Source organism: Roseomonas sp. USHLN139 (assembly GCF_037145735.1).
Taxonomy (GTDB): Bacteria; Pseudomonadota; Alphaproteobacteria; order Acetobacterales; family Acetobacteraceae; genus Pseudoroseomonas.
This window is the reverse complement of the sequence record NZ_JBBCWY010000001.1, coordinates 1,071,528-1,094,325: the sequence shown is the minus strand read 5'-3', so window position 1 is coordinate 1,094,325 and position 22,798 is coordinate 1,071,528. Positions and strand designations below refer to the sequence as shown.

Here is a 22,798-nt window from a genome sequence, read left to right as displayed (position 1 = left end):
CCGGGACTGAACGGCCGGTCATCCGAGGAAAGACGCCCCATGTTCCGACGCCCCCTCCTCGCCGCGCTTAGCGCGCTGGCGCTCTCGGCCCCGGTCGCGCTGCGCGCCCAGGGCGCCGGCGAGATCAACCTCTATTCGGCGCGCCACTACGACACCGACCGCGCCCTCTACGAGGAGTTCACCAAGGAGACGGGCATCCGCGTGCGGGTGATCGAGGGCCAGGCGGACCAGCTGATCGAGCGCATCCGCAACGAGGGCGCCAACAGCCCGGCCGATGTCTTCATGACGGTGGACGCCGCCCGCCTGGCCCGCGCGGCCCAGGCCGGCATCCTGGCCGCGCACAACTCGGCCACCGTCAATGAGCGCGTCCCCGCCGCGCTGCGCGACCCGCAGGGCCTCTGGTTCGCCGTGTCGCAGCGCGCCCGGCTGATCATGTACGACCGCGAGAAGGGCGCGCCCGAGGGCCTCGCCCGCTACGAGGACCTGGCCGATCCGCGCTTCAAGGGCATGGTCTGCGCCCGCAGCGGCGCGCATCCCTACAACACCAGCCTGGCCGCCGCGCTGCTGATCGCCGATGGCCCGGAGAAGACCGAGGCCTGGGCCCGCGGGGTGGTCGCCAATTTCGCCCGTCCGCCGCAGGGCGGCGACCGCGACCAGTTCCGCGCCATCCCCTCCGGCCAGTGCGGCCTGGCCATCGCCAACAGCTACTACCTCGGCCTGGTCGGCCGCTCCGACAAGCCCGAGGACCAGGCGCTGTTCAAGCGGATCGGCGTGATCTTCCCGAACCAGGGCGCGGGCGACCGCGGCACGCATGTGAACATCTCCGGCGCCGGCCTCGCCGCCCATGCGCCGAACAAGGCCAATGCCCTCCGCTTCCTGGAGTTCATGACCACCCACCGCGCCCAGGAGATGTTCGCGCTAGGCAACATGGAATTCCCGGTGGTCGCCGGGGCGCCGCTGCACCCGATCCTGGCCGGCCTCGGCAGCTTCCGCGCCGAGCCGGTCAATGCCGCCGGCAATCTCGACCGCACGCCGGAGGCCCTGCAGATCCTCCAGCGCGCCGGCTGGAATTGATTTTCTTTCGGGCTGCCGCCTTCGCGTGGGGGCGCTGGTTCCGGCGCTGAGCGGTCGGGACGACCTGGGGGGTGGGCCTATAGGGCCCGCCCCCTTTCGATTCAGGCGGGCGGCAGGCGGCGCACGAAGCCGGACTTCATCAGCCAGATCAGCCCGCGCAGCGCCGCGGCGCGGCCTTCCTGCGGCAGCAGCGCCGCCACGGTGAGCGGCCCCTCCTGCTGCAGCCGGTGCAGCATCGCGGCCAGCCCCTCGACCCCGAGCCCGCCGCCCGCGCGATGCAGGCCGCCGGGCACCGCCACCAGCGCCTCGATCGAGGCCACCGCCGCTGGATCGGCCGCCACCCGCATCTCGCCCGCCAGCGCCGCGCTGGGATAGGCGGCAAAGGCCTCGGTCGGGTCGGCGAAGCGCGGATCGAGGCGGCTCGCGCCGGCGCCGGCCGCGCCGCGCCGCTCCGCCAGGGCGGCCCAGAGCGCCTGGTACTGGCCGATCACCACCCGCCAGTCGAACTGCTGCAGCGCGCGGGCCTGCGCCGCCGCCCCCATCCGCCGCCGCAATCCGGCATCGCCGGCCAGGGTGGCGAAGGCCTCCGCGCCGGCGGCGATGTCCAGCGCGACCAGCTGGGTCGAGGCGCCCAGGTAATGGTCGTAGTTCATCGCCCCGGTCGCATGGCGCAGCGCCAGGTCGGCCGCGCTGCCCGGCGGCGCCATCAAGCTGGGGATGCGGAAGCCGTCCTCGCCATGGCGCACGGTGTCCTTGAAGCCGTCCCAGTCGCTGACCACCACGGGCAGCCCCGCCGCCATCGCCTCCACCGGCGCCAGCCCATAGGTCTCCTGGATGTTGTCGACCAGCAGGGCAAAGATATCGGCCATGGCGTGCAGGCCCTGGCGGCTCTCGCTGGAACGGGCGTCGATGATCGACAGGCCGACCTCCGGCGCCAGCGCCTGGGCCATGCCGCGATGCGCCACCTCCTGCTCGTCATGGGCGAACCAGCCGGCCAGCACGCAATGCAGCTTCGGCGCGCCGGGCCGCCGCGCCGCCCGGCCCAGCGCGCCGAACAGCGCCACCGGATGCGCCTTGGCGTGCCAGGACAGCCGGCCGAGCGAGAGCACCACCACCGTGTCCTCGGCGATGCCCAGCCGCGCCCGCCAGGTCGCCCGCGCCCTTGGCGGCGGGGCGAAGGCGGCGCAATCGACGCCGAGCGGGATCACCGGCAGCAGCGGCAGCGGGAAGCGCTGGGCACCCAGCCGCTCGCGCAGCTGCGCTGCCTCCGCCTCCAGCAGGCTGCGGGCGGTGGCGGCGACGGCGCGGGAGGTGCAGATCAGCGCGTCCCAGGGCTCGGCCGGGCCGCCCAGCAGATCGGCGATCGATTCCATGGCGCCGTGCGAGGCGGTGGTGTGCGTCACCCCCACCACCGAATAGGCGGTCGCGCCCGCGAAGCGCCGGGCGCGGGCGAAGGACGCCACCTCCGGCCCCGGCAGCATCAGCGTGCCGAGCGCGGCCAGCCGGTCCAGGCGCTGCGGCGCGATGGCCTCCAGCGGCATGGTGGCGCCGGCCTTGCGGGCGAGCTGCTCGAAGACCGGTGCATCGCCGGGGGCCAGCAGATAGGCGGAGAGCCGGTCCAGCCCGCCATGCCGGATCAGGCCGCGGAGAAAGCCGTCGCCGGCGACATGGCGGCCCATCAGGCGGGCGCGGTCGGTCTGGAAACCATCGGCCGCGAAGCCGATGGCTGCGTTCGGAGGAGGAGCCATGCCGCCATCATGGCCCGGAACGGGGCCGGGTTGAATGCCCCGGCTTGAGCCCGGCGCTTATCCGACCTGCCGCGTGATCGTGCGCAGCGTGACGAATTCCTCGGCCGCGGTCGGATGGATGCCGATGGTGCGGTCGAAATCCTCCTTGGTGGCGCCGGCGACGATGGCCACCGCGATGCCCTGCATGATCTCGGCCGCGTCCTCGCCCAGCATATGGGCGCCGATCACGCGCTGGGTGCGGCGGGCGACCACCAGCTTCATCAGGGTCTTGCGCGGCGCCTTGCTGATGGTGTGGCGCATCGGCGTGAAGCGGGCGACATAGACGTCGATCGGGCCCTGCGCCGCCGCTGCCTCTTCCGACAGGCCGACGGTCGCCGCCGGCGGCGAGGTGAAGATGGCGGTGGGCACGTTCTGGAAGCTCGCCTGGCGCGGCCGGCCGCCGAACAGCGTGTCGGCCAGGGCATGGCCCACCGCGGTGGCGACCGGCGTCAGGTTCAGCTGGTCGGTGACGTCGCCGATGGCGAAGATATGCGGCTGGGTGGTGGCCTGCTCCAGCGTGACGGGCACGCAGCCGGAGGCGCCGGTCCTGATGCCCGCCTTCTCCAGCCCGAGCGCATCGGTGTGCGGCACCCGGCCGGTGGCGAACATCACCTGGTCGGTCTCCAGCACGATGCCGGCCTCGGTGGTCAGGCGCAGCACGCCATCGGCGCCGCGCTCCAGTTTCGCCGGCATCTGGCCGGGATGCAGGCGGATGCCCTGGTTCTCCAGCGCCTCGGCCATGGCGGCGCGCAGGTCGCCATCCATGCCACGCAGCGGCAGCGGCTGGCGGTAGAGCAGGTCCACCTCCGAGCCCAGCCCGCGCAGCAGGGAGGCGAATTCGAGGGCGATATAGCCGCCGCCCACCACCACGATCCGCTGCGGCCTCTGCTTCAGGGTGAAGAGGTCGTCGGAGACCAGGCCGAGCTCGGCGCCGGGGATGTCGGGGCGCTGCGGCCGGCCGCCGACGGCGATGACGATGCGCTCGGCGGTGACGCGCTGGCCGCCGACATCGAGGGTGTGCTCGTCGAGGAAGGTGGCGCGGGCATTGAAGCTGGTGACGCCGGCATTGGTCAGCAGGCGGGAATAGATGGCATTCAGCCGGGCGACCTCGGCATCGCGGGCGGTGGCCAGCGTGGTCCAGTCATGCGCGCCGGGCTGCGCCCCGGTCCAGCCGAAGGCCGGGGCATCGTGCGCCCACTGCCCGTATTCGGCGGCGTGGACCATGATCTTCTTCGGCACGCAGCCGACATTGACGCAGGTGCCGCCCCAGAAGCGTTCCTCCGCCACCGCGACGCGGGCGCCGTGGCCGGCCGAGATGCGGGCGCAGCGCACGCCGCCGGAGCCACCGCCGATGACGAAGAGGTCGAAGTCGTAGCTGCTCATCGGGCCGCGTCCCTGTCTCTGCTCGCAGGCAAGAAGGGACGCCGCTGGTTTTTCGTCAAGGCCGCGCCGGTCTGCCCCGATGAATGTGGGGGTCCGGGGGAACTCAGTTCCCCCGGCCTTCGCTTGCCTTAGCCGCCGATGCCACCAAGGGCGAGGTACTTGGTCTCGAGATACTCGTCGATCCCGTGCGTCGAGCCCTCACGCCCCAGGCCCGACTGCTTGAAGCCGCCGAAGGGCGCCTCGGCGGTCGAGATGATGCCTTCGTTGATGCCGATGATGCCGTATTCCAGCGCCTCGGCGACGCGGAAGATGCGGCCGACGTCGCGCGCGTAGAAATACGCCGCCAGGCCGAACTCCGTATCATTGGCCAGGCGGATCGCCTCTTCCTCGGTCTTGAAGCGGAACAGCGGCGCCACCGGGCCGAAGGTTTCCTCGCGGAAGATGGCGGCCTCGTGGGGCACGTTCGCCAGCACGGTCGGCTCGAAGAAATTGCCGCCCTTGGCGTGCGGCTTGCCGCCGGTGACCAGGCTGGCGCCCTTGGCGAGGGCGTCGGCGATGTGCTCCTGCACCTTCTTCACCGCATCGGCATTGATCAGCGGGCCCTGGGTGACCCCCTCCTCCATGCCATTGCCGACCTTCAGCCCCTCGACCGCGGCCTTCAGCTTGGCAGCGAAGGCGTCATAGACCCCTTCCTGCACCAGGACGCGGTTGGCGCAGACGCAGGTCTGTCCGGTGTTGCGGTACTTCGACGCCATGGCGCCCTTGACCGCCTCGTCCAGGTCGGCGTCGTCGAAGACGATGAAGGGGGCGTTGCCGCCGAGCTCCATGGAGGTCTTCTTGATGGTCTGGGCGCATTGCTCGAGCAGCACGCGGCCGACCTCGGTGGAGCCGGTGAAGGACAGCTTGCGCACCAGCGGGTTGCCGGTCAGCTCCTTGCCGGTGCCGGAGGACGGGCCGGTGATGACGTTGCAGACGCCCTTCGGCATGCCGGCGCGCTCGGCCAGCACGGCGATGGCCAGCGCCGAGAAGGGCGTCTGGCTGGCCGGGCGGATCACGCCGGTGCAGCCGGCGGCCCAGCCCGGGCCGGCCTTGCGGGTGATCATCGCGGCCGGGAAGTTCCACGGCGTGATGGCGGCGAAGACGCCCACCGGCTCCTTGGTCACCAGGATGCGGCGGCCCTTGGCGTTCTGCGGGATGGTCTCGCCATTCACCCGGCGGGCTTCCTCGGCGAACCACTCGATGAAGCTGGCGGCATAGGCCACCTCGCCCTTGGCCTCGGCATAGGGCTTGCCCTGCTCGGCCGTCATGATGGCGGCCAGATCCTCGGTGTTCGCCAGCATCAGGGCGGCGAGCTTCTTCAGGATGGCGGCGCGCTCATTGGCCAGCATGGCGCGCCAGGCGGGCCAGGCGGCATGGGCGGCCTCGATGGCGCGGCGGGTCTCGGCCTGGCCCATTGCCGGGATGGTGCCGACCAGCTCGCCGGTGGCGGGGTTCTTCACCTCCAGCACCTTGCCGCTGTCGGCCTTGACCCACTGGCCGTCGATGTAATTGGCCTGCCGCAGCAGGTCGGGGTCCTTCAGGACCAGCTTGGTCACCGCATCGAGCATGGCGTTCCTCCTCCCGAGAGTGGCGGCCCGCCGTGTGCCGGCAGCCGTCTGGTGCTGGGGAAGTTAGGCAGGCCCGTGCCCGCTGTCAGCCCGGCCGCATGCCGAATAAGCGCGCCGGCACGCAACATTCTACCGTTCCGCCGCGTTCAACCCGCACGGCGCAAGCTGGACGGAAATCCGAGGGAGTGACATCCATGGGCCTGATTCTACTGATCATCGTCATCCTGCTGCTGGTCGGCGCGCTGCCGCGCTGGGGCTACAGCAGCGGCTGGGGCTACGGCCCGTCCGGCGGTCTCGGCCTGGTGCTGCTGATCCTGCTGGTCCTGCTGCTGATGGGCCGCATCTGACCGCAGCGCGATCCAGGCTGAACGGCAAGGACCCCGGGGAAGCGATTCCCCGGGGCCCTTTCGCGTGATGGCGGCCGCGGCCGCGCCGCTCGTCAGACCTCGACCGAGGCCAGCGAGCCCATGGTGGCGGAGCTGCCGGTCGCATAGGCGGCGACGGCGGCATAGAGCGAGTCGGTGATCTGCTGGCGGCGCGCCGCGTAGCTGTCGGCGGCGTCGCTGCCGGTCGCCTCCAGGCTGCCCTGGGCGCCGGTCGATGTCTCGTTGGTCGCGGCGGCATCGGCCTCCGGCACGGCGCCGCCGGGCGGCGGCGGCGGGCGGTTGCCGAAGGGGCCGGAGGGCGCATCCAGCCCGCCGGGCGTCTCGCCGCTGGGCGCGCGGTCGCTCAGCCGCCAGTCGCCCAGCTGCGACATCAGCCGCGCGGTGTTGTCGCCCTGGTCCTCGAGCTCGGCCATCGCGGCGCGGCTGACCCCCTCGGCGCTGCTGGTCAGGCTGGTGCTGGCGCCGGTGGAGGACTCGCCGCCATCGCCGGTCAGCAGCGCCGCCAGCAGATCGTCGCCCAGCGCCGAGGTGCGCAGCCCGATCACCTGGGTCTGGCTGGTGGCATCGGCCGCCTGGCCCTGGTCGGCCTCCGGGCTGGTGCGGCTGTAGCGGGGCGACAGCTGCAGCGTGGCTGAACGGGCCTGCTGGCTGCTGGAAATCGCGGAAATGCTGCTCGACATGGCCTGGTCCTCCTCCGGGGCGCGACAGGGGCGCTGCAGCGATGCGGGATCACTGGAACGCCCGCCATCACGGCGGGGTTTACAGGCCTGGGGAGGCGGTTTTTGCCGCCAGGCGCGAACCGGCACAGGGTGCCGGAGACGGCTGTCTTCGCCGCCGATCTCGAGTCGCCCTCCTTACCGGAGAAGCGCCGTTAACAATTCTATCGCAATCAGGCGCCGGGCGCCACCGCTTCCGCCGGGCCGCCCGGCAGGCCCTGTACCGCCAGGTCGAGGGCCTCCAGCCAGGCGCGGTCCTGCAGCGCCTGGGCGATGCGGCGGGCGACGACCAGGCGGGGGCCGGACCTCTCCATGACGATGGCGCCCCAGACGACGACCGCCAGGCCGAGCAGCGGCACCAGGTGCAGATAGACCAGCACCAGCAGGATCCCGCCATGCAGCGGCGCCAGCCAGACGGTGCCGATGACGGTCAGCGCCAGGCTGACCAGGGCGGCGGCCAGGCCGAGGTCGAGGCGCGCCAGCCGGCGGCACTGCGCCACCTCGTGCCGCAGCTGCGGCAGGGCGGTGCGCAGCGGGTCCTCCACCATCGGCGCGCTGCCCCGGCTGGCGAGATAGCGGCGGGCCATGAATTCGGTGCGGGCCAGGCGGGTCCAGCCGGGGACGCGGCGATCGGGGGCGGGAGGCTGGGGGGCAGCCATGGCGGCAGGGTCTCCGCGAAAGGGCGATGTTGCAGCGCAGCATAATCAGGCGCGGCGCCGCCCGCCAGCCTGACCGGTGCAGATCAGCCGCGCGCCGCCGCCAGGACCGCCTCCAGCAGGCCGGGGAAGCGCTCCTCCATCTCCGCCCGGCGCAGCGTGTTCATGTGGGTGACGCCGAAAGGGGTGGTGCGGACGAGCCCGGCCTCGCGCAGCACGCGGAAGTGATGCGAAACGGTGGATTTCGGCCGGCCGCCATCCAGCGCGGCACAGCTCGCCTCGCCCTCCGCCGCCAGCTGCCGCACGATGCCGAGGCGGACGCCGTCGCTCAGCGCATGCAGCACTTTCTCCAGGCGGAACTCGGAGGCCTCCGGGTGCTTCATCGCCGCCATGGGCGTCAGGCTCCTCTGGCATGCCCCCGCCGGGCTTGCCATTAATTCGAGTTTGATGGAACTAAGGCGCCGACCGCGGCGTGCATCGCCGCCACCCCCCTTCCCCCGAGGATCCGCCATGCCCCATCTCTTCGAACCCTATACCCTGAAGGGCGTGACCCTGCGCAACCGCATCGCGGTCTCGCCGATGTGCCAGTATTCCGCCGAGGACGGCCTGCCGAACGACTGGCACCAGGCGCATTACACCGCCCTCGCCCGCGGTGGCGCCGGGCTGGTGGTGGTCGAGGCCACCGGCGTCTCGCCCGAGGGCCGCATCACCCCGGCCTGCACCGGCCTCTGGAACGACGCGCAGCGCGAGGCCTTCCGGCCGGTGGCGGCGGCGATCAAGGCGGCCGGCGCGGTGCCCGGCATCCAGATCGGCCATGCCGGGCGCAAGGCCAGCGCCAACCGCCCCTGGGAGGGCGACGACCACATCGCCGAGGGCGATCCGCGCGGTTGGCAGACCATCGCGCCCTCCCCGGTCGCCTTCGGCGGCGGGCTGTCCAGGACGCCGCAGGAAATGACGCTGGCGGACATCGCCCGCGTCCAGGCCGATTTCGTCGCCGCCGCCGAGCGGGCGCGCGAGGCCGGCTTCGAATGGCTGATGCTGCACTTCGCGCATGGCTACCTGGCGCAGAATTTCTTCTCGAAGCACTCGAACCAGCGCACCGACGCCTATGGCGGCTCGGCCGAGAACCGCGGCCGCTTCCTGCTGGAGACGGTCCGGGCGGTGCGAAAGGTCTGGCCGGCGCATCTGCCGCTCTCGGCCCGCTTCAGCGTCATCGAGTTCGACGGCGATGACGAGACAATGCAGCAGGAGGCCGCCAGCCTCGCCCGCGCCATGCAGCAGGAAGGGCTCGACTTCCTCGACGTCTCGATCGGCTTCAACACGCCGGCCGCCAAGGTGCCCTGGGGCCCCGGCTTCATGGGCGAGACCGCCGGTCGGATGAAGCGCGAGACCGGCCTGCCCACCGCCACCAGCTGGTATATCGGCACGCCGCAGATGGCCGAATCCCTGCTCGAGAAGGGCCAGGTCGACCTGGTGATGCTGGGCCGGCCGATGCTGGAGAACCCGCACTGGCCATTCTTCGCCGCCAAGCAGCTGGGCGTCGAGAAGCCGTCCTGGACCCTGCCCGCCCCCTATGCCCATTGGCTGGAGCGGTACCGCGCCGCCTGAGGCACACAACTTCTGATTGACGTTATTGCGAGGTTTATCGCCGGAATGTAATCGGGACGCGAAGCCGGAGAGTGGCCGGGGGGCGGTGCGAGGCCCCCCGCAGGCCGGCGCTTCCTTGGTGCGCCGAAGGCCGCCGGACAGCCCCCGCGACAGGAAGCGGCACAAGCCCGGCCTGTCCCTTGCCGCCCCCCGGCCCGGGGCGCTGCCAGGAGCGTCATGATGCTGAACGACAGGACCGCGCCGAGCTGGATCGTCTCCGACCAGGAATGGCTGTCGCATGTCCAGTCCAGCCAGGAGATCGCCGAAGATTTCGCCGAGGCCTTCCCCGGCCACGGCGAGCTCGCCATCGACGGGCATGTGCTGACCGCGACCGCCCAGCCGCGGCGCCCGGCCCTCGAGGCCTTCCGCGACAGCCTCGCGGCGATGGCCGCGGGCTTCGCCGACATCGAGGCGGCCGAGCGGCATTATGTCGAGCGCATGGGCGTCTGGCTGGCGCAGGAACGGCTGCGCGGGCGCTCCCTGTTCTTCGCCTGGCTCGGCGGGCTGCTCTCCTCCCGGCTGCGCGCCCGGCACCAGCAGATGCTGGCGCTGCGCCAGGCGCCGCAGGTCTCGGCCGAGGCCGAGGCGGAGGCTTTCGCCCAGGCGCGCGGCGCCGCCGACCGTCGCATCCAGAAGGCGGCCCGGCTGGCCTCGGCCTGGACGGTGCAGGCGGCGGTGGCGCTGCTGCTGATGGGCCACCGCCGCCCCTCGCCCGCCCTGTCCCAGGCGGTGCGCGCCCGGGTCGCCGCCGTGACCCGGCGCGACATGATCCGCCACCGGCTGGTGGCCCATGGCGGCGGCGCCAGCCAGATCTTCACCCTGGCCGTGCGGCCGCCCCCGGCGGCGCTGGCACGGCCCAGGCTGCTCTGGCCGGCGCTGCTCGGCTGCCAGGGCCTGCCGCGCCAGTCCGCCGATCCGATGGGCCTGGCCGTCGCCATCCGCGCCGATGGGCTGGAATGGGACGGCACCAGCCCCGATGCCGTGCTCGAGCTGCAGGAATGGGAGGTGCGCCTGCCGCTCGGCGAGCCGGCGCTGGCGCAGCTCGACGGGCTGCTCGGCCGCTTCGGCCGCCGGCCGGCGCCGCGCGGCCGCGAGGAGACGCTGGCCTTCCGCTACAACGTGCCGGAAGGCGTGGAGAGCCTGCAGGTCAGCCGGCTGCTGCTGAACCGCCGCGAGGACGTGCATGCGCTGACCGTGCGCTTCCGCTACCTGACCCGGCGGCAGGAGAAGGCCAGCCCGCCGGCGCGGCCCGCCCCGCTGGCCGCGGCCGCCTGACAGCGGCGGCGGACGGTCGCTACTCGACGGTCACCGCCTTGGCCAGGTTGCGCGGCTGGTCGACATCGGTGCCCTTCAGCACCGCCACGTGATAGGCCAGCAGCTGCACCGGGATGGCGTGCAGGATCGGCGCCACGAAGGGGTCGACGCTGGGCAGCACCACCACGCGCTCGGCGAAGCGGCGGAGCGCCGGGGCGCCTTCGGCATCGGTGAAGGCCATGATGCGGCCACCGCGCGCCGCCGCCTCCTGCAGGTTCGACGCCGTCTTCTCGAAGAGCGGCCCCGAGGGGCAGAGGGCGATCACCGGCACCGAGGCGTCGATCAGCGCGATCGGCCCGTGCTTCATCTCGCCGGCGGCATAGCCCTCGGCATGGATGTAGCTGAGCTCCTTCAGCTTCAGCGCACCCTCCAGGGCGATGGGGTAGAGCGAGCCACGGCCCAGGAAGAGGACATCGCGGGCGGCGGCGACCTCGCGGGCGATCTCCATCATCTCGCCGAGGCCCTGCTCCAGCAGCTCGGCGGCATGGCCGGGCACTTCCAGCAGGGCGGCGGTGAGACGCGCTTCCTCGGCGGCGGAGAGCGTCCCCCGCGCGCGGCCGAAGCCGAGCGCCAGGCTGGCCAGCACGGCGAGCTGCGCGGTGAAGGCCTTGGTCGAGGCCACGCCGATCTCGGGGCCGGCGACGGTCAGCAGGGTGCCGTCGCTCTCCCGGTCCATGGTGCTTTCCGGCACGTTGACCACCGAGAGGACATGCTGGCCGCGCGACTTCAGCAGGCGGAGTGCGGCGAGGGTGTCGGCGGTCTCGCCCGACTGGCTGACCAGCAGCGCCGCGCCGCCCACCGGCAGCGGCGGGTCGCGGTAGCGCAACTCGCTGGCGACATCGGTGTCGACCGGGAGGCGCGCCACCTGCTCGAACCAGTAGCGGGCCACCTGGGTGGCGATGAAGGCCGAGCCGCAGGCGCTGAAAGAGATCTTCGGCACCGCGACCGGGTCGAAGGGCAGCGCCGGCAGGGCGACGGCGCGGCTGGCCGGGTCGATATACTGGCGCAGCGTGTCGCCGAGCACGACGGGGTGCTCGTGCAGCTCCTTCTCCATGAAGTGCCGGTAGTTGCCCTTGCCCACCGCGGCGCCGGAGAGCGCGGTCAGCTTGATCGGGCGCTCGACCGGCCGGTCCTCGGCGTCGAAGAATCTTGCTGAATGGTCGTCGAGGACGGCCCAGTCGCCCTCCTCCATATAGGCGATGCGGCGGGTCATCGGCGCCAGCGCCAGCGCGTCGGAGCCGATGAACATCTCGCCGTCGCCGAAGCCGACCGCCAGCGGGCTGCCCTGGCGCGCGGCGATCAGCTTGCGCGGATGGCCGGCGAAGACCATCGCCAGGCCGAAGGCGCCATGGATCTTCTTCAGGGTCTTGGAGACGGCCTGTTCCGGCGTGTCGCCCTGGCCGAGCAGAAAATCCAGCAGCTTGGCGACGGCCTCGGTGTCGGTCTCGGTCTCGAACTCGATGCCCTCGGCCTCGAGCTCGGCGCGCAGCTCGGCGAAATTCTCGATGATGCCGTTATGCACCACCGAGACCCGGGCGGTGCCGTGCGGATGCGCATTGCGCTCGGTCGGCGCGCCATGCGTGGCCCAGCGGGTATGGCCGATGCCGGTGGTGCCCTCCAGCGGCTGGGCGTCCAGGACATGGGCCAGGTTGACCAGCTTGCCCTCGGCGCGGCGGCGCTCGACATGGCCGTTCACCAGGGTGGCGATGCCCGCGCTGTCATAGCCGCGGTATTCCAGGCGCCGCAGCGCCTCGAGCAGGCGGGGGGCTGCCGCTTCGCGCCCGACGACGCCGACGATGCCGCACATTCACTTCGTCTCCTTGCGCCGCGCCGCGCGGAAGGCGGCGGCGGCTCCGGGTTTCTCGGCGGGCCGGGCGCGGGCGAAGGCCAGCGCGTCGGCGGCCACGTCCTTGGTCAGCACCGAGCCGGCCGCCGTCATCGCGCCGTCGCCGAGCGCGATCGGCGCCACCAGCGTGGTGTGCGAGCCGACGAAGACCCCGGCGCCGATCGTGGTGCGGTGCTTGGCGAAGCCGTCGTAATTGCAGGTGATGGTGCCGGCGCCGATATTGCTGCCGGCGCCCACGCTGGCATCGCCGATATAGCTCAGGTGGTTGGCCTTGGCGCCTTCGGCAATCGCAGCGTTCTTCAGCTCGACGAAATTGCCGATATGGGCGCGGGGGCCGACATCGGTGCCGGGGCGCAGCCGGGCATAGGGGCCGACCAGCGCCCCTTCCCGCACCACGCAGCCTTCCAGATGCGAGAAGGCGCGGATCTCGACGCCGTCTTCCACGGTGACGCCAGGGCCGAAGACGACATGCGGCTGCACCGTCACGTCGCGGCCGAGGCGCGTGTCATGGGAAAAGACCACCGAATCCGGCTGGATCAGGGTCGCGCCCTGCTCCATGGCCTCACGGCGCAGCCTGGCCTGGATCTCGGCCTCGGCGGCGGCGAGCTCGACCCGGCTGTTGATGCCGCGCAGCTCCGCCTCGGGCGCCTCGACGGCGGCGACGCGGTCGCCATCGGCGACGGCCAGCGGCACGACATCCGGCAGGTAGTATTCGCCCGCCCTGTTGTCGTTGCGGACCTGCCGCAGCCAGCCGAGCAGTTTTGGCGCGGGCGCGCAGAGCACGCCGGCATTGCACAGGCCGACGGCGCGTTCCTCGTCATTCGCATCGGCGAATTCGACGATGCGGGTGACATTCCCGGCAGCGTCCTGCAGCACGCGGCCATACTTCGCCGGGTCGGCGGGACGCATCGCCAGCAGGGCCAGGCCCGCATGGTCGCGGGCGGCGCGCAGGCGCTGCAGCGTCCCGGGGGTGATCAGCGGGTTGTCGGCATAGAGGACGGCGACGTCCCCTTCAAAGTCGGCCAACAGGGGAAAGGCCTGGAGCGCGGCATGGCCGGTGCCCAGGCGCTCGGCCTGCACCACGGTCGCATGCGGGCGGGCGGCGGCCTCCAGCGCCGGCATGTCGGGGCCGACCACGACGACCAGCCGGTCGAAGACGCCTTCGCAGGCGGCGATCAGGTGGTTCAGCATCGGCCGGCCGGCCAGCGGGTGCAGCGCCTTGGGCAGGCGGCTTTTCATGCGGGTGCCGAGACCGGCGGCGAGGAGGATGGCTGCAGCGGGCATGACCGGCATCTGCCAAGCAAAGCCCAGCCAGGGCAAGAGGATACGGCGTCACATCGCATTGCCGCGCGAAACATGGCACAAGCCGGGACCATGCAAGCCCCCACGACACGCACCGTGATCTTCGACCTGGATGGCACGCTGGTGGACAGCCGGCCGGACATCCATGCCGCGCTCTGCCGCATGATGGCGGCGCGCGGCCAGCCCCCCTTCACGCTGGAGGAGGTGACCCGCTTCATCGGCGATGGCGTGCCGGTGCTGATCCAGCGCGCCTTCGCCGCCCGCGGCCTGGCGCCGGACCCGACCGCGATGCCGGCCTTCCTGGCCGATTACGAGGCCAATGCGGCGGTCCACACCCGGCTGTTCCCGGGCATGGAGGCGGTGCTGGACACCCTCGCCGCCGAGGGCTGGGCGCTGGCCGTCTGCACCAACAAACCGGAGAAGGCGGCGCGGCTGCTGCTGGCGGCGCTGGGGATCGACCATCGCTTCGCGGCGCTCGGCGGCGGCGACAGCTTCCCCGTCCGCAAGCCGGACCCGGCGCATGTGCTGGCGACGCTGCAGGCCGCCGGCGGCACGCCCAGGGCCGCGGTGATGGTCGGCGACCACCATAATGACGTGCAGGCGGGGCGCGGCGCCGGGCTGCCGGCGATCTTCTGCGCCTATGGCTACGGCCTGCCGGCCATGGCCGAGGGCGCGCCGGTCGCGGCCAGCCCCTCCGACCTGCCGGCGCTGATCCGCGCGGCGCTGGGCTAGCGCAGCTGGGCTAGCGCAGCTGGGCTAGCGCAGCTGGGCCTGCTGCTGGGCGGGCTTGACCTCGACCAGCAGCGCGGTCAGGCGGCCGAGCCAGCGGCCCGGCATCTCGACCCGCACCGGGATGATCGGCGCCCCGGCCAGGGGCGCGGCCATCCAGGCCAGGCCTTCCTGCGGCTCGCGCGCCTCGGGGCCGTCATCGCGCTTGAAGCCGGCCAGCTGCCGTGCCTCGAAGCCGCAGCGCACCGCCTCCCCGCCCCAGGAGCCGCCCTGCGCCGTCAACAGGTCGCGGCCCAGGGTGCGCGCGGCCATGTCGGCGCGGCGGCGGCCGTCGAAGATGGCGGCGCGGCCCTCGCAGCGGCCGGTGGTGGCCAGGTTGCGCGTCAGCTGCGCCAGGGCGGTCAGGGAATCCACCGTGCCGCGCTGCAGCGCCTCGGGCACCGGCTCGCGGTCGGGATCCTCGGCCGGCACCATCAGCCGCGCCACCGGCTGGTTGCCGGGATATTCCAGCACCACCTGGCGTGGCTCGCCGCGCCACAGCCCGTCGCCGACATAGCGCACCGGGCGCGCCGCGTTCTGCGCCCAGACGCCCTCGACCCGGCTGGCCTGGCGGCCGCTGGCGAACCAGCCGGCCATGCCGGTGAAGCGGAAGCTGCTCTCGATGCGGTAGCGCGCCGGGTTGTCGAGGTCGAAGATCACCTCGACGCGCATGACCTGCAGGCCGGCGGCCTGGACCGCATAGACCGCCCGAAGCGGCTCCGCCCGCGCCAGCGTGGGCAGGGCCAACAGCGACAGCAGCAGGGCAGCGGGGCGCCATCTCATGAGGACGCACATGGCGTCGCGAAGGCCTTGTTAGAAGGGGGGAATATTCAACACGACCGCTTGACGGCCCAGCGCCCTCCCCTTAGTAAGCGCCTCACCCACGATGGGCGCGTAGCTCAGCGGTAGAGCATCGCCTTCACACGGCGGGGGTCACAGGTTCAATCCCTGTCGCGCCCACCATCGGGGTTCCTCCAAAAAGGCCTGGTCGCTCGCGCGACCGGGCCTTTTGGCTGTTCAGCCCTCCTTCTCGATCACGCCGAGCTCGGCCTGGCTGTCGCGGCCCAGATCGGCGGTCAGGAAATCCAGCGTCATCGGCAGGGCCATGTTGAGGCGCGGCAGGTGCATCAGCGCGATGCTGGCCTCCCGGATACGGCCCGACAGCAGATGGCCGCCCCGCTCGCGCCGCGCGTCGAGGAAATGCAGGTGGCAGCCGGGCACGGCGACGCTGTGCAGGAAGGCGGGCGTCCAGAAGCCGCAGAGGGTGCCTTCCGCCTCGGCGAAGTCGAAGGTGGCCTGCTGCTTCGCCACCTCGACCAGCGGCGTATAGGCTTCCTGGCGCGGGACGCTGCGGACGCGCAGCCCCTCGAAGACACCCTCGATGCGGATGGCGTAGAGCATGTTGGCGGAGGGGATCAGCCCGGTGATGGCCGCCTCGATGCCGGTGCCGGGCGGCACCTGGTCGGTGGTGTCGGCGCGGAACGGCGCGACGCAGGCGAAGGGGGTGCGGGCGGCGCCATCGACCTCGCGGGCCTGGCCGTGGTTGTCGACCTGCCAGGCGCGGCCGTCGAGCACCACCATCTCGCCGTCCAGGTCCTCGAAGGTGCCGAGGCCGAGATCGCCCTCCCCGAGGATATCGGCCACCGTCGCCGTGCCCTCGTAGAGGCCGTCGAGCAGGGCGTTGATCGGGGCGGAAAGATAGGCAGCGCGCATTCTGTCGTGGTCCCTGGCCATGGGCGCCGATTGTGGACCAGAAAGAAGCTGGGGGTCCGGGGGAATTCCTTCCCCCGGCCTTTTTTACGGCCTAGCGGCGATGCCGATCGCCGCGCAGCTCCGAGGCTTCCAGCGCCCCGTCATTGTTCTTGTCCGCCGCCCGGAACAGGGCGAGGGCGATCGGCCGCATTTCGTCCAGCGTCACCCGCCCGTCGCGATCGGCATCGGCGGCGCGGAACATGGCGTCGAGGCGGTTCTGCATGCCCTGGCGGGCGCGATCGGAGGGCGCGCGGCGCTCGCCTTCCGGACGGTGAGCCTGCCACTGGCTCTGCAGGAAGGCGGTCACCTCCTCCCGGGTCAGGCCGCCATCCTTGTTGGTGTCGGCCTCGGCGAAGCGGGCCGAGAGGGCGTTGAGCGCCTCGGTCTCGGTGACGCGGCCATCACGATCGGCATCGGCCATGGCGAGCAGCCGGGCCGGGCCGCGCGGACCGCGCTCGACCTGCGTCTGCGACTGGGGAGCCTGAGCCTGGGGAGCCTGGGACTGCGGCGCGGCGGCCGGCGCCTGGGCGAAGGCCGGCAGGCTGGTGGCGACGAGGCCGGCGCCGAGCAGGCCGAGGGTGAGAAAGCGGTTCATGGCGGGAGCTCCTCCTGAAGCAATGCGGCGGGGTGCCGCCTGAGGGAGAAGCTGGGGAGCCGATGTAACAGCGGCATTGCCGCCCCGGCCGTGCCGGGTGAGGAAATGTGACGGGTCGCGACAGGCGACCCGCCAGGGTCGTTTCCGGCGGGTGATCCGGCCTTGCGGCGGCGCCGCCTCAGGCGGTCACGCGCCGGTTCAGCGGGTGGGCCGGCGCTCGCTGCGGGCAGGCGCCGGGGTGACGCGGGCGGCGGGCTTGGCGGGGGTGGCGGCGGCGCGCACCGGGGTGGCGGCACGGGCCGCGACGGGCCGGACGGCGGCGCGGACGCGGCTGCCGCCATCGCCCTGCTCGACCACGGTGCGGCGGGCCGGGGCGGCCGCGCGGCTGCCGGGGCGCGGCTTGACCGGCGTCACCGAGGCCAGGGCGACGCGGCGGCTGGCCGGCGGCTCGGCGGCGGCGGCGCGGGCGATCAGCGCCGGGCTGCGGACGCGGCGGACGGCAGCGGCGGTCACCGCGCCGGTCGCGGCCACGGCGCCGGCGCTGGCCATCAGGCCCGGGCTGCCGGGGCCGACACCCATCTGGGCGAAGCCGCGATCGAGCAGGGCGCCGGCATGGCGGTCGCGCTCGACCCAGGAATTGCCGCCGAAGACCGCGACCACCAGGCGGACGTTGTCGCGCTTGGCGGAGGTGACGATATTGAAGCCGGAGGCATTGATATAGCCGGTCTTGATGCCGTCGACGCCTTCGTACTCGCCCAGCATGCGGTTGTGGTTGCGCAGGCTGATGCTGCCCATCTGGTGGGTGCGGGTGCCGAAATAGTGGTAGCGCTCGGGGAAGTCGTGCTGCAGCCGGCGGCCCAGCGTGGCCATGTCATGCGCCGTGGTGATCTGCTCGATGTCGGGCAGGCCGGAGGCGTTGCGGAAGGTGGTGCCGGTCATGCCCAGCGCGCGGGCGCGCAGCGTCATCAGCTGGGCGAATCGCTGCTCGTCACCGCCGCCCAGCGTCTCGCCGAACAGCGAGGCGACGTCGTTGGCCGACTTGGTGACCAGGGCGTAGATGCCGTTCTCGACGGTGATGGTGCGGCCCGGCGGCAGGCCGAGCTTGGAGGGCGGGCGGGCGGCGGCGGTCGGTGTCATCTCGAGACGCTGATCGAGGCTCAGCCGGCCGCTGCGCAGCGCGTCGAACACCATATAAAGGGTCATCATCTTGGTCAGCGAGGCCGGATGGCGCGGGGCCTCCGCATTGCTGCCGAAGAGCACCTGGCCGGTCTGACCGTCGAGAACGACGGACGAATACCGCTCGCTGCCGATCTGTGCCTGGGCGACCCCCGGAAGGGCAAGGAGTACCGTTGATGCGGCCAGGAGTCCCAGCCGACGAACCACGCGCGCAAGTTGCATCCGATCCCCCAATGCAGCCACCTCGCCCCCCAGCGAGAGGCGGCATGATAGGAGAATTTTCGTCGTGCTGTCATCGGGAACCAAACGGGAACCGCGACCTTCGCCAACGACTTAACCTCCGTCGTTTAAGCGGTCTGGCATCTGCCGGCACGACGCGCCGCGCAAGCCGCGGCACCGCGCGGCAGGACCCGGAACCCCGTCTGGAACCGCTTCCCGAAAGGGTCATGCTGCAACGCAAAAAAGTGCTGGACAAGCGGCGCTTTCATTGCCATATCGTCCCTATGCTGCACCGCAACACGGTGGGGCATCAAGTCTGGTCCCGCGCAGCTCCGGTCCGGCCTTGTCAAGCGATGACCGAGCTGCGCTGCCCGTCCCGTCCCGGCTGACCGCCGGCGGGCCCGGTGGCCGGAGAGGAGGAGGAGCTGCATGGCCAACGCGCCAAAGACCATCAAGCCCGGGACCGAGAAGCCGAAGCCTGCCGCCCGCGCGGCCGGGCCGGAGCTGCCCTCCCCCGCGCTCTCGGCTGCCAGCACCGAGGTGGCGGCGACCGTCGCCGCCGAGGCGGACAAGGTGGCCGAGGTGGTCAGCCAGGGAGTGGCGGCGGTGCTGGCCGCCCCCCGGACGGAGCTTCCGGCTCCGCCCGCAGCGACAGCAGACATTTCCCCGGGCTCCCTTCCGGCGGCCGCCCCCGCGGCCGGATCGGCGACCAAAACGATCGCAACCAGTGCGGCAGAGACCCGCACGGCTATGGAGAAGAGCATGGACCAGATCACGCGCGGCACCGAGGGCTTCTACAAGGCGACCGAGGAGGCCGTTGAGTTCGGCCGCGGCAATCTGGAGGCGCTGACCAAGGCCACCCAGACCTACATCACCGGCCTGCAGGACCTGAGCAAGCAGGCCTTCGCCGTGATGCAGGGCCTGAACGAGCAGGCCGTGGCCAATGCCAAGGCGCTGTCCTCGGTGAAGAGCCTGAAGGAAGCGGCCGAGATCCAGGCCGGCTTCGCCAAGGCGCAGCTCGAGAAGTCGATGGCCGAGGCCACCCGCCTGAACGAGGCCGCCTTCAAGCTGGCCGAGCAGTCCTCCGCCCCGATCGCCGCCCGCATGACGCTGGCGGTCGAGAAGTTCTCGCGCCCGACCAACCTGGTCTGATCCTCGGATCCGACCTGGCCGGCCGCACCGCAGGCGGCCGGCGCCTCTGATCGACGATGGGCCGGCCCTGGGAAAATCCCGGGGCCGGCCTTTTTTTCATGGCCGGGGCGGCGGCGCCTCGCCGGCCCGCCGGACGGCGCCATGGGGCGCGGCGGCCAATGGTCAAGTCCCGGGCGCCCGCCCCGCCGGAGGGGCTGGAATGCGGGCCCGAAGGCGGTTTCACGGCGCTTTTCCACAGGCCATGAGGCGCGCGGCCCTTCACCTCCGCCCCGGCAGTCCGATATCCTGCCCTATCGCAGCAGACCCGCTGCCGCGCCGGCCATTCGGGCCGGCGGGGCCCGGGTTGGCAAAGCTTCGGGCCGCTGCCTAGATGGGGGCGGCCCAGAGGGGAAGATGGATCTTGGTGCAGCAGACAATCTGCAGGCCGGCGGCAGCATGACGGAACAGGACCAGCACCCCGAGACGATTCCCGCGTCGCTGGCGATCCAGGCGGCGGGGAACGAGCCGTCCGGGCCGCAGAACCCCGGCGATGCCGGCCATGGCGGCGACGGCGGCAACCAGGACGGCAGCAACACCGGCGTGGTGGTGAAGACCCGCACCCGCACGCGCAAGCCGGCCATGTACAAGGTGCTGATGCTGAACGACGACTACACGCCGATGGAATTCGTCGTGCATGTGCTCGAGCGCTTCTTCCAGAAGAACCGCGAGGAGGCGACGCGCATCATGCTGCATGTGCACCGCCGCGGCGTCGGCGTCTGCGGCGTCTATACCTATGAGGTGGCCGAGACCAAGGTCACCCAGGTGATGGACCTGGCGCGGCAGAATCAGCATCCGCTCCAGTGCACCATTGAAAAGGAATGATGCGGCGCCCGCTCATACCTGTGTAACCTGCTGAAACTTAGACTGACCCTCGCCGTATCGATCTGGCGGAACCACATAACGATTATCTAGGGCCGCGAGGCCTGTCTCTGCGCGGTGCCGGCTCCCTCCTCCGGGTCCTCCGGCATCGCCATCGAAGGGGAGCGTCACATTCATGCTGTCCCGCAATCTCGAGCAGACGCTCCACCGCGCGCTGGCGCTCGCCAATGAGCGCCGCCACGAATACGCCACGCTGGAGCATCTGCTCCTCGCCCTGGTCGACGACACCGACGCCGCCACCGTGCTGCGCGCCTGCGGGGTCGACCAGGACAAGCTGAAGCGCGACCTGGCCGAGTTCCTCGACAAGGACCTGGCCGGGCTGGTGACGGAGCGCTCCGGCGACCCGAAGCCGACCGCGGGCTTCCAGCGCGTCGTGCAGCGCGCGGCGATCCATGTGCAATCCTCCGGCCGCGACGAGGTGACGGGCGCCAATGTGCTCGTCGCCCTGTTCAGCGAGCGGGAAAGCCATGCCGTCTATTTCCTCCAGCTGCAGGACATGACCCGGCTGGATGCGGTGAACTTCATCAGCCATGGCATCGCCAAGGCGCCCGGCCGCTCGACCAGCCGCCCGGTCCAGGGCAGCCCGCCCACGGCCTCGGCGCCGGGGTCGGAAGAGCCCGGCGAGAAGGAGGAGAAGCCGCAGGGCGCCCGGCGCGGCCAGGACGCGCTGTCCAACTACTGCGTCAACCTCAACAAGAAGGCGCAGCAGGGCAAGATCGACCCGCTCATCGGCCGCGACAGCGAGATCGAGCGGACCATCCAGATCCTCTGCCGCCGCACCAAGAACAATCCGCTCTATGTCGGCGATCCCGGCGTGGGCAAGACGGCGATCGCCGAGGGCCTGGCCAAGCGCATCATCGAGGGCGACGTCCCCGAGGTGCTGGCCAAGTCGACCATCTTCGCCCTCGACATGGGCAGCCTGCTGGCCGGCACCCGCTACCGCGGCGACTTCGAGGAGCGGCTGAAGGCCGTGGTGAACGAGCTCGAGCAGCAGCCCGGCTCGATCCTGTTCATCGACGAGATCCACACGGTGATCGGCGCCGGCGCCACCTCGGGCGGCGCCATGGACGCCTCGAACCTGCTGAAGCCGGCGCTGGCCCAGGGCACGCTGCGCTGCGTCGGCTCGACCACCTACAAGGAATACCGCACCTATTTCGAGAAGGACCGGGCGCTGGTCCGGCGCTTCCAGAAGATCGACGTCAACGAGCCGACGGTCGAGGATGCGGTGAAGATCCTCACCGGCCTGAAGACCAATTACGAGAAGCACCACAAGGTCAAGTACACGCCGGAGGCGATCCGCGCCGCCGTCGAGCTCTCGGCCAAGTACATCCATGACCGCAAGCTGCCGGACAAGGCGATCGACGTCATCGACGAGGTCGGCGCCTCCCGCATGCTGCAGCCGGAAGGGAAGCGGAAGAAGACCGTCACCCTGAAGGATGTCGAGGATATCGTCGCCAAGATCGCGCGCATTCCCCCCAAGTCGGTCTCCTCCGACGACAAGGAGACGCTGCGCAACCTGGAGCGCGACCTGAAGGCCATGGTCTTCGGGCAGAACCAGGCGATCGAGGCGCTGTCGGCCGCGATCAAGCTGTCCCGCGCCGGCCTCCGCGACATGGAGAAGCCGATCGGCAACTACCTGTTCAGCGGTCCCACCGGCGTCGGCAAGACCGAGGTCGCCAAGCAGCTGGCCAAGACGCTGGGCATCGAGCTGATCCGCTTCGACATGTCGGAATACATGGAGCGGCACAGCATCAGCCGGCTGATCGGCGCGCCGCCGGGCTATGTCGGCTTCGACCAGGGCGGGCTGCTGACCGACAGCATCGACCAGCATCCGCATGCCGTGCTGCTGCTGGACGAGATCGAGAAGGCCCATCAGGACCTCTACAACATCCTGTTGCAGGTCATGGACCATGGGAAGCTGACCGACCACAACGGCAAGATCGTCGACTTCCGCAACGTCATCCTGATCATGACCACCAATGCCGGGGCCTCGGACATGGCCAAGAACGGCATCGGCTTCGGCCGCGAGGTGCGCACGGGCGAGGATGAGGATGCGGTGAAGCGGCTGTTCACGCCGGAATTCCGCAACCGCCTGGACGCCGTCGTCCCCTTCGGCAACCTGACGCCGGAGATCGTCGGCAACGTGGTCGAGAAGTTCGTGATGCAGCTGGAGGCGCAGCTCGCCGACCGCAACGTCACGATCGAGCTCTCCTCGGCGGCCAAGGAGTGGCTGGCGGAGAAGGGCTACGACCGCCTCTATGGCGCGCGGCCGCTGGCCCGCGTCATCCAGGAATACATCAAGAAGCCGCTGGCCGAGGAACTGCTCTTCGGCAAGCTGGCCAAGGGTGGCGCGGTGAAGGTCGGCATGAAGGACGATGCCCTGACCTTCGAGTTCATCGAGGCCCCCCTGCCCGCCCTGCCCAAGCCCGAGGAAGGGCCGGATGGCGATGGGGAGAGCCACCACGCGCCGGAAGCCGCCGGCTGAACCAGCCCGGACGAT

Annotated in this window: 20 protein-coding genes and 1 tRNA gene; 9 read left to right on the top strand and 12 right to left on the bottom strand. The window is 71.4% G+C overall.

Going from position 1 to position 22,798, the window contains the following annotated elements:
- The first annotated feature begins 39 nt into the window (after positions 1–39).
- Positions 40–1,074: an extracellular solute-binding protein gene (locus tag WFI16_RS05085; protein ID WP_419896703.1), complete on the top strand. Its 1,035-nt coding sequence runs from the start codon at positions 40–42 to the stop codon at positions 1,072–1,074.
- Between the two features lie 101 nt (positions 1,075–1,175).
- Here WFI16_RS05085 and WFI16_RS05080 read toward each other — a convergent pair whose 3' ends face one another.
- From WFI16_RS05080 to WFI16_RS05070, 3 genes are all read right to left on the bottom strand, one after another.
- Positions 1,176–2,822 carry a glycosyltransferase family 4 protein gene (locus tag WFI16_RS05080; RefSeq protein ID WP_419896702.1) on the bottom strand — a complete coding sequence of 549 codons (1,647 nt, stop codon included), beginning with the start codon at positions 2,820–2,822 and terminating at the stop codon, positions 1,176–1,178.
- A 57-nt stretch (positions 2,823–2,879) separates the two neighbouring features.
- Positions 2,880–4,244 carry a glutathione-disulfide reductase gene (gorA, locus tag WFI16_RS05075; RefSeq protein WP_419896701.1) on the bottom strand — a complete coding sequence of 455 codons (1,365 nt, stop codon included), beginning with the start codon at positions 4,242–4,244 and terminating at the stop codon, positions 2,880–2,882.
- Between the two features lie 128 nt (positions 4,245–4,372).
- A complete protein-coding gene (locus WFI16_RS05070; RefSeq protein ID WP_419896700.1) occupies positions 4,373–5,851 on the bottom strand; it encodes an NAD-dependent succinate-semialdehyde dehydrogenase in 1,479 nt (492 codons plus the stop codon).
- Positions 5,852–6,045: 194 nt separating this feature from the next.
- Here WFI16_RS05070 and WFI16_RS05065 point away from each other — a divergent pair, with 194 nt between their 5' ends.
- Complete coding sequence (locus WFI16_RS05065) at positions 6,046–6,198, top strand: DUF3309 family protein (RefSeq protein WP_419896699.1); 153 nt, start codon at positions 6,046–6,048, stop codon at positions 6,196–6,198.
- Positions 6,199–6,290: 92 nt separating this feature from the next.
- On the opposite strand, the gene WFI16_RS05060 is transcribed toward WFI16_RS05065, so the two are convergent.
- From WFI16_RS05060 to WFI16_RS05050, 3 genes are all read right to left on the bottom strand, one after another.
- On the bottom strand, positions 6,291–6,917 hold the full coding sequence (locus WFI16_RS05060) for a hypothetical protein (protein WP_419896698.1): 627 nt from the start codon (positions 6,915–6,917) through the stop codon (positions 6,291–6,293).
- Between the two features lie 209 nt (positions 6,918–7,126).
- On the bottom strand, positions 7,127–7,612 hold the full coding sequence (locus WFI16_RS05055; protein ID WP_419896697.1) for a hypothetical protein: 486 nt from the start codon (positions 7,610–7,612) through the stop codon (positions 7,127–7,129).
- A gap of 83 nt (positions 7,613–7,695) precedes the next feature.
- Positions 7,696–8,001 carry an ArsR/SmtB family transcription factor gene (locus WFI16_RS05050; RefSeq protein WP_419896696.1) on the bottom strand — a complete coding sequence of 102 codons (306 nt, stop codon included), beginning with the start codon at positions 7,999–8,001 and terminating at the stop codon, positions 7,696–7,698.
- Positions 8,002–8,119: 118 nt separating this feature from the next.
- Here WFI16_RS05050 and WFI16_RS05045 point away from each other — a divergent pair, with 118 nt between their 5' ends.
- A complete protein-coding gene (locus WFI16_RS05045) occupies positions 8,120–9,217 on the top strand; it encodes an NADH:flavin oxidoreductase/NADH oxidase (RefSeq protein WP_419896695.1) in 1,098 nt (365 codons plus the stop codon).
- Between the two features lie 219 nt (positions 9,218–9,436).
- On the top strand, positions 9,437–10,531 hold the full coding sequence (locus WFI16_RS05040; protein WP_419896694.1) for a hypothetical protein: 1,095 nt from the start codon (positions 9,437–9,439) through the stop codon (positions 10,529–10,531).
- Between the two features lie 19 nt (positions 10,532–10,550).
- Here the strand turns inward: WFI16_RS05040 and glmS are convergent, their stop codons facing one another.
- A complete protein-coding gene (glmS, locus tag WFI16_RS05035) occupies positions 10,551–12,377 on the bottom strand; it encodes a glutamine--fructose-6-phosphate transaminase (isomerizing) (RefSeq protein ID WP_419896693.1) in 1,827 nt (608 codons plus the stop codon).
- A complete protein-coding gene (glmU, locus tag WFI16_RS05030) occupies positions 12,378–13,700 on the bottom strand; it encodes a bifunctional UDP-N-acetylglucosamine diphosphorylase/glucosamine-1-phosphate N-acetyltransferase GlmU (RefSeq protein ID WP_419896692.1) in 1,323 nt (440 codons plus the stop codon).
- A gap of 114 nt (positions 13,701–13,814) precedes the next feature.
- On the opposite strand from glmU, the gene gph reads away from it, so the two are divergent.
- Positions 13,815–14,450, top strand: coding sequence for a phosphoglycolate phosphatase (gene gph / locus WFI16_RS05025; RefSeq protein WP_419896691.1), 636 nt, complete (start codon positions 13,815–13,817; stop codon positions 14,448–14,450).
- 24 nt (positions 14,451–14,474) lie between these two features.
- Here the strand turns inward: gph and WFI16_RS05020 are convergent, their stop codons facing one another.
- Complete coding sequence (locus WFI16_RS05020) at positions 14,475–15,269, bottom strand: DUF3108 domain-containing protein (protein WP_419896690.1); 795 nt, start codon at positions 15,267–15,269, stop codon at positions 14,475–14,477.
- Between the two features lie 105 nt (positions 15,270–15,374).
- On the opposite strand from WFI16_RS05020, the gene WFI16_RS05015 reads away from it, so the two are divergent.
- Positions 15,375–15,449: transfer RNA gene (locus WFI16_RS05015), tRNA-Val, on the top strand.
- Positions 15,450–15,503: 54 nt separating this feature from the next.
- On the opposite strand, the gene budA is transcribed toward WFI16_RS05015, so the two are convergent.
- The 3 genes from budA to WFI16_RS05000 form a co-directional block, all read right to left on the bottom strand.
- Positions 15,504–16,199 (bottom strand): acetolactate decarboxylase, encoded by a 696-nt coding sequence (gene budA / locus WFI16_RS05010; protein WP_419896689.1) that lies wholly within the window; start codon positions 16,197–16,199, stop codon positions 15,504–15,506.
- Between the two features lie 91 nt (positions 16,200–16,290).
- Entirely contained in the window at positions 16,291–16,833 is a 543-nt protein-coding gene (locus WFI16_RS05005; protein ID WP_419896688.1) for an EF-hand domain-containing protein, read from the bottom strand.
- A gap of 198 nt (positions 16,834–17,031) precedes the next feature.
- The gene (locus WFI16_RS05000) at positions 17,032–18,231 is read right to left on the bottom strand and encodes a D-alanyl-D-alanine carboxypeptidase family protein (protein ID WP_419896687.1); all 1,200 of its coding nucleotides are present in this window, start codon (positions 18,229–18,231) and stop codon (positions 17,032–17,034) included.
- A 426-nt stretch (positions 18,232–18,657) separates the two neighbouring features.
- Here WFI16_RS05000 and WFI16_RS04995 point away from each other — a divergent pair, with 426 nt between their 5' ends.
- The 3 genes from WFI16_RS04995 (at position 18,658) to clpA (ending at position 22,783) form a co-directional block, all read left to right on the top strand.
- Positions 18,658–19,380, top strand: coding sequence for a phasin family protein (locus WFI16_RS04995; RefSeq protein ID WP_419896686.1), 723 nt, complete (start codon positions 18,658–18,660; stop codon positions 19,378–19,380).
- Between the two features lie 435 nt (positions 19,381–19,815).
- Entirely contained in the window at positions 19,816–20,241 is a 426-nt protein-coding gene (gene clpS, locus WFI16_RS04990; RefSeq protein ID WP_419897147.1) for an ATP-dependent Clp protease adapter ClpS, read from the top strand.
- 172 nt (positions 20,242–20,413) lie between these two features.
- Complete coding sequence (gene clpA / locus WFI16_RS04985; protein ID WP_419896685.1) at positions 20,414–22,783, top strand: ATP-dependent Clp protease ATP-binding subunit ClpA; 2,370 nt, start codon at positions 20,414–20,416, stop codon at positions 22,781–22,783.
- The last annotated feature ends 15 nt before the right edge of the window (positions 22,784–22,798 follow it).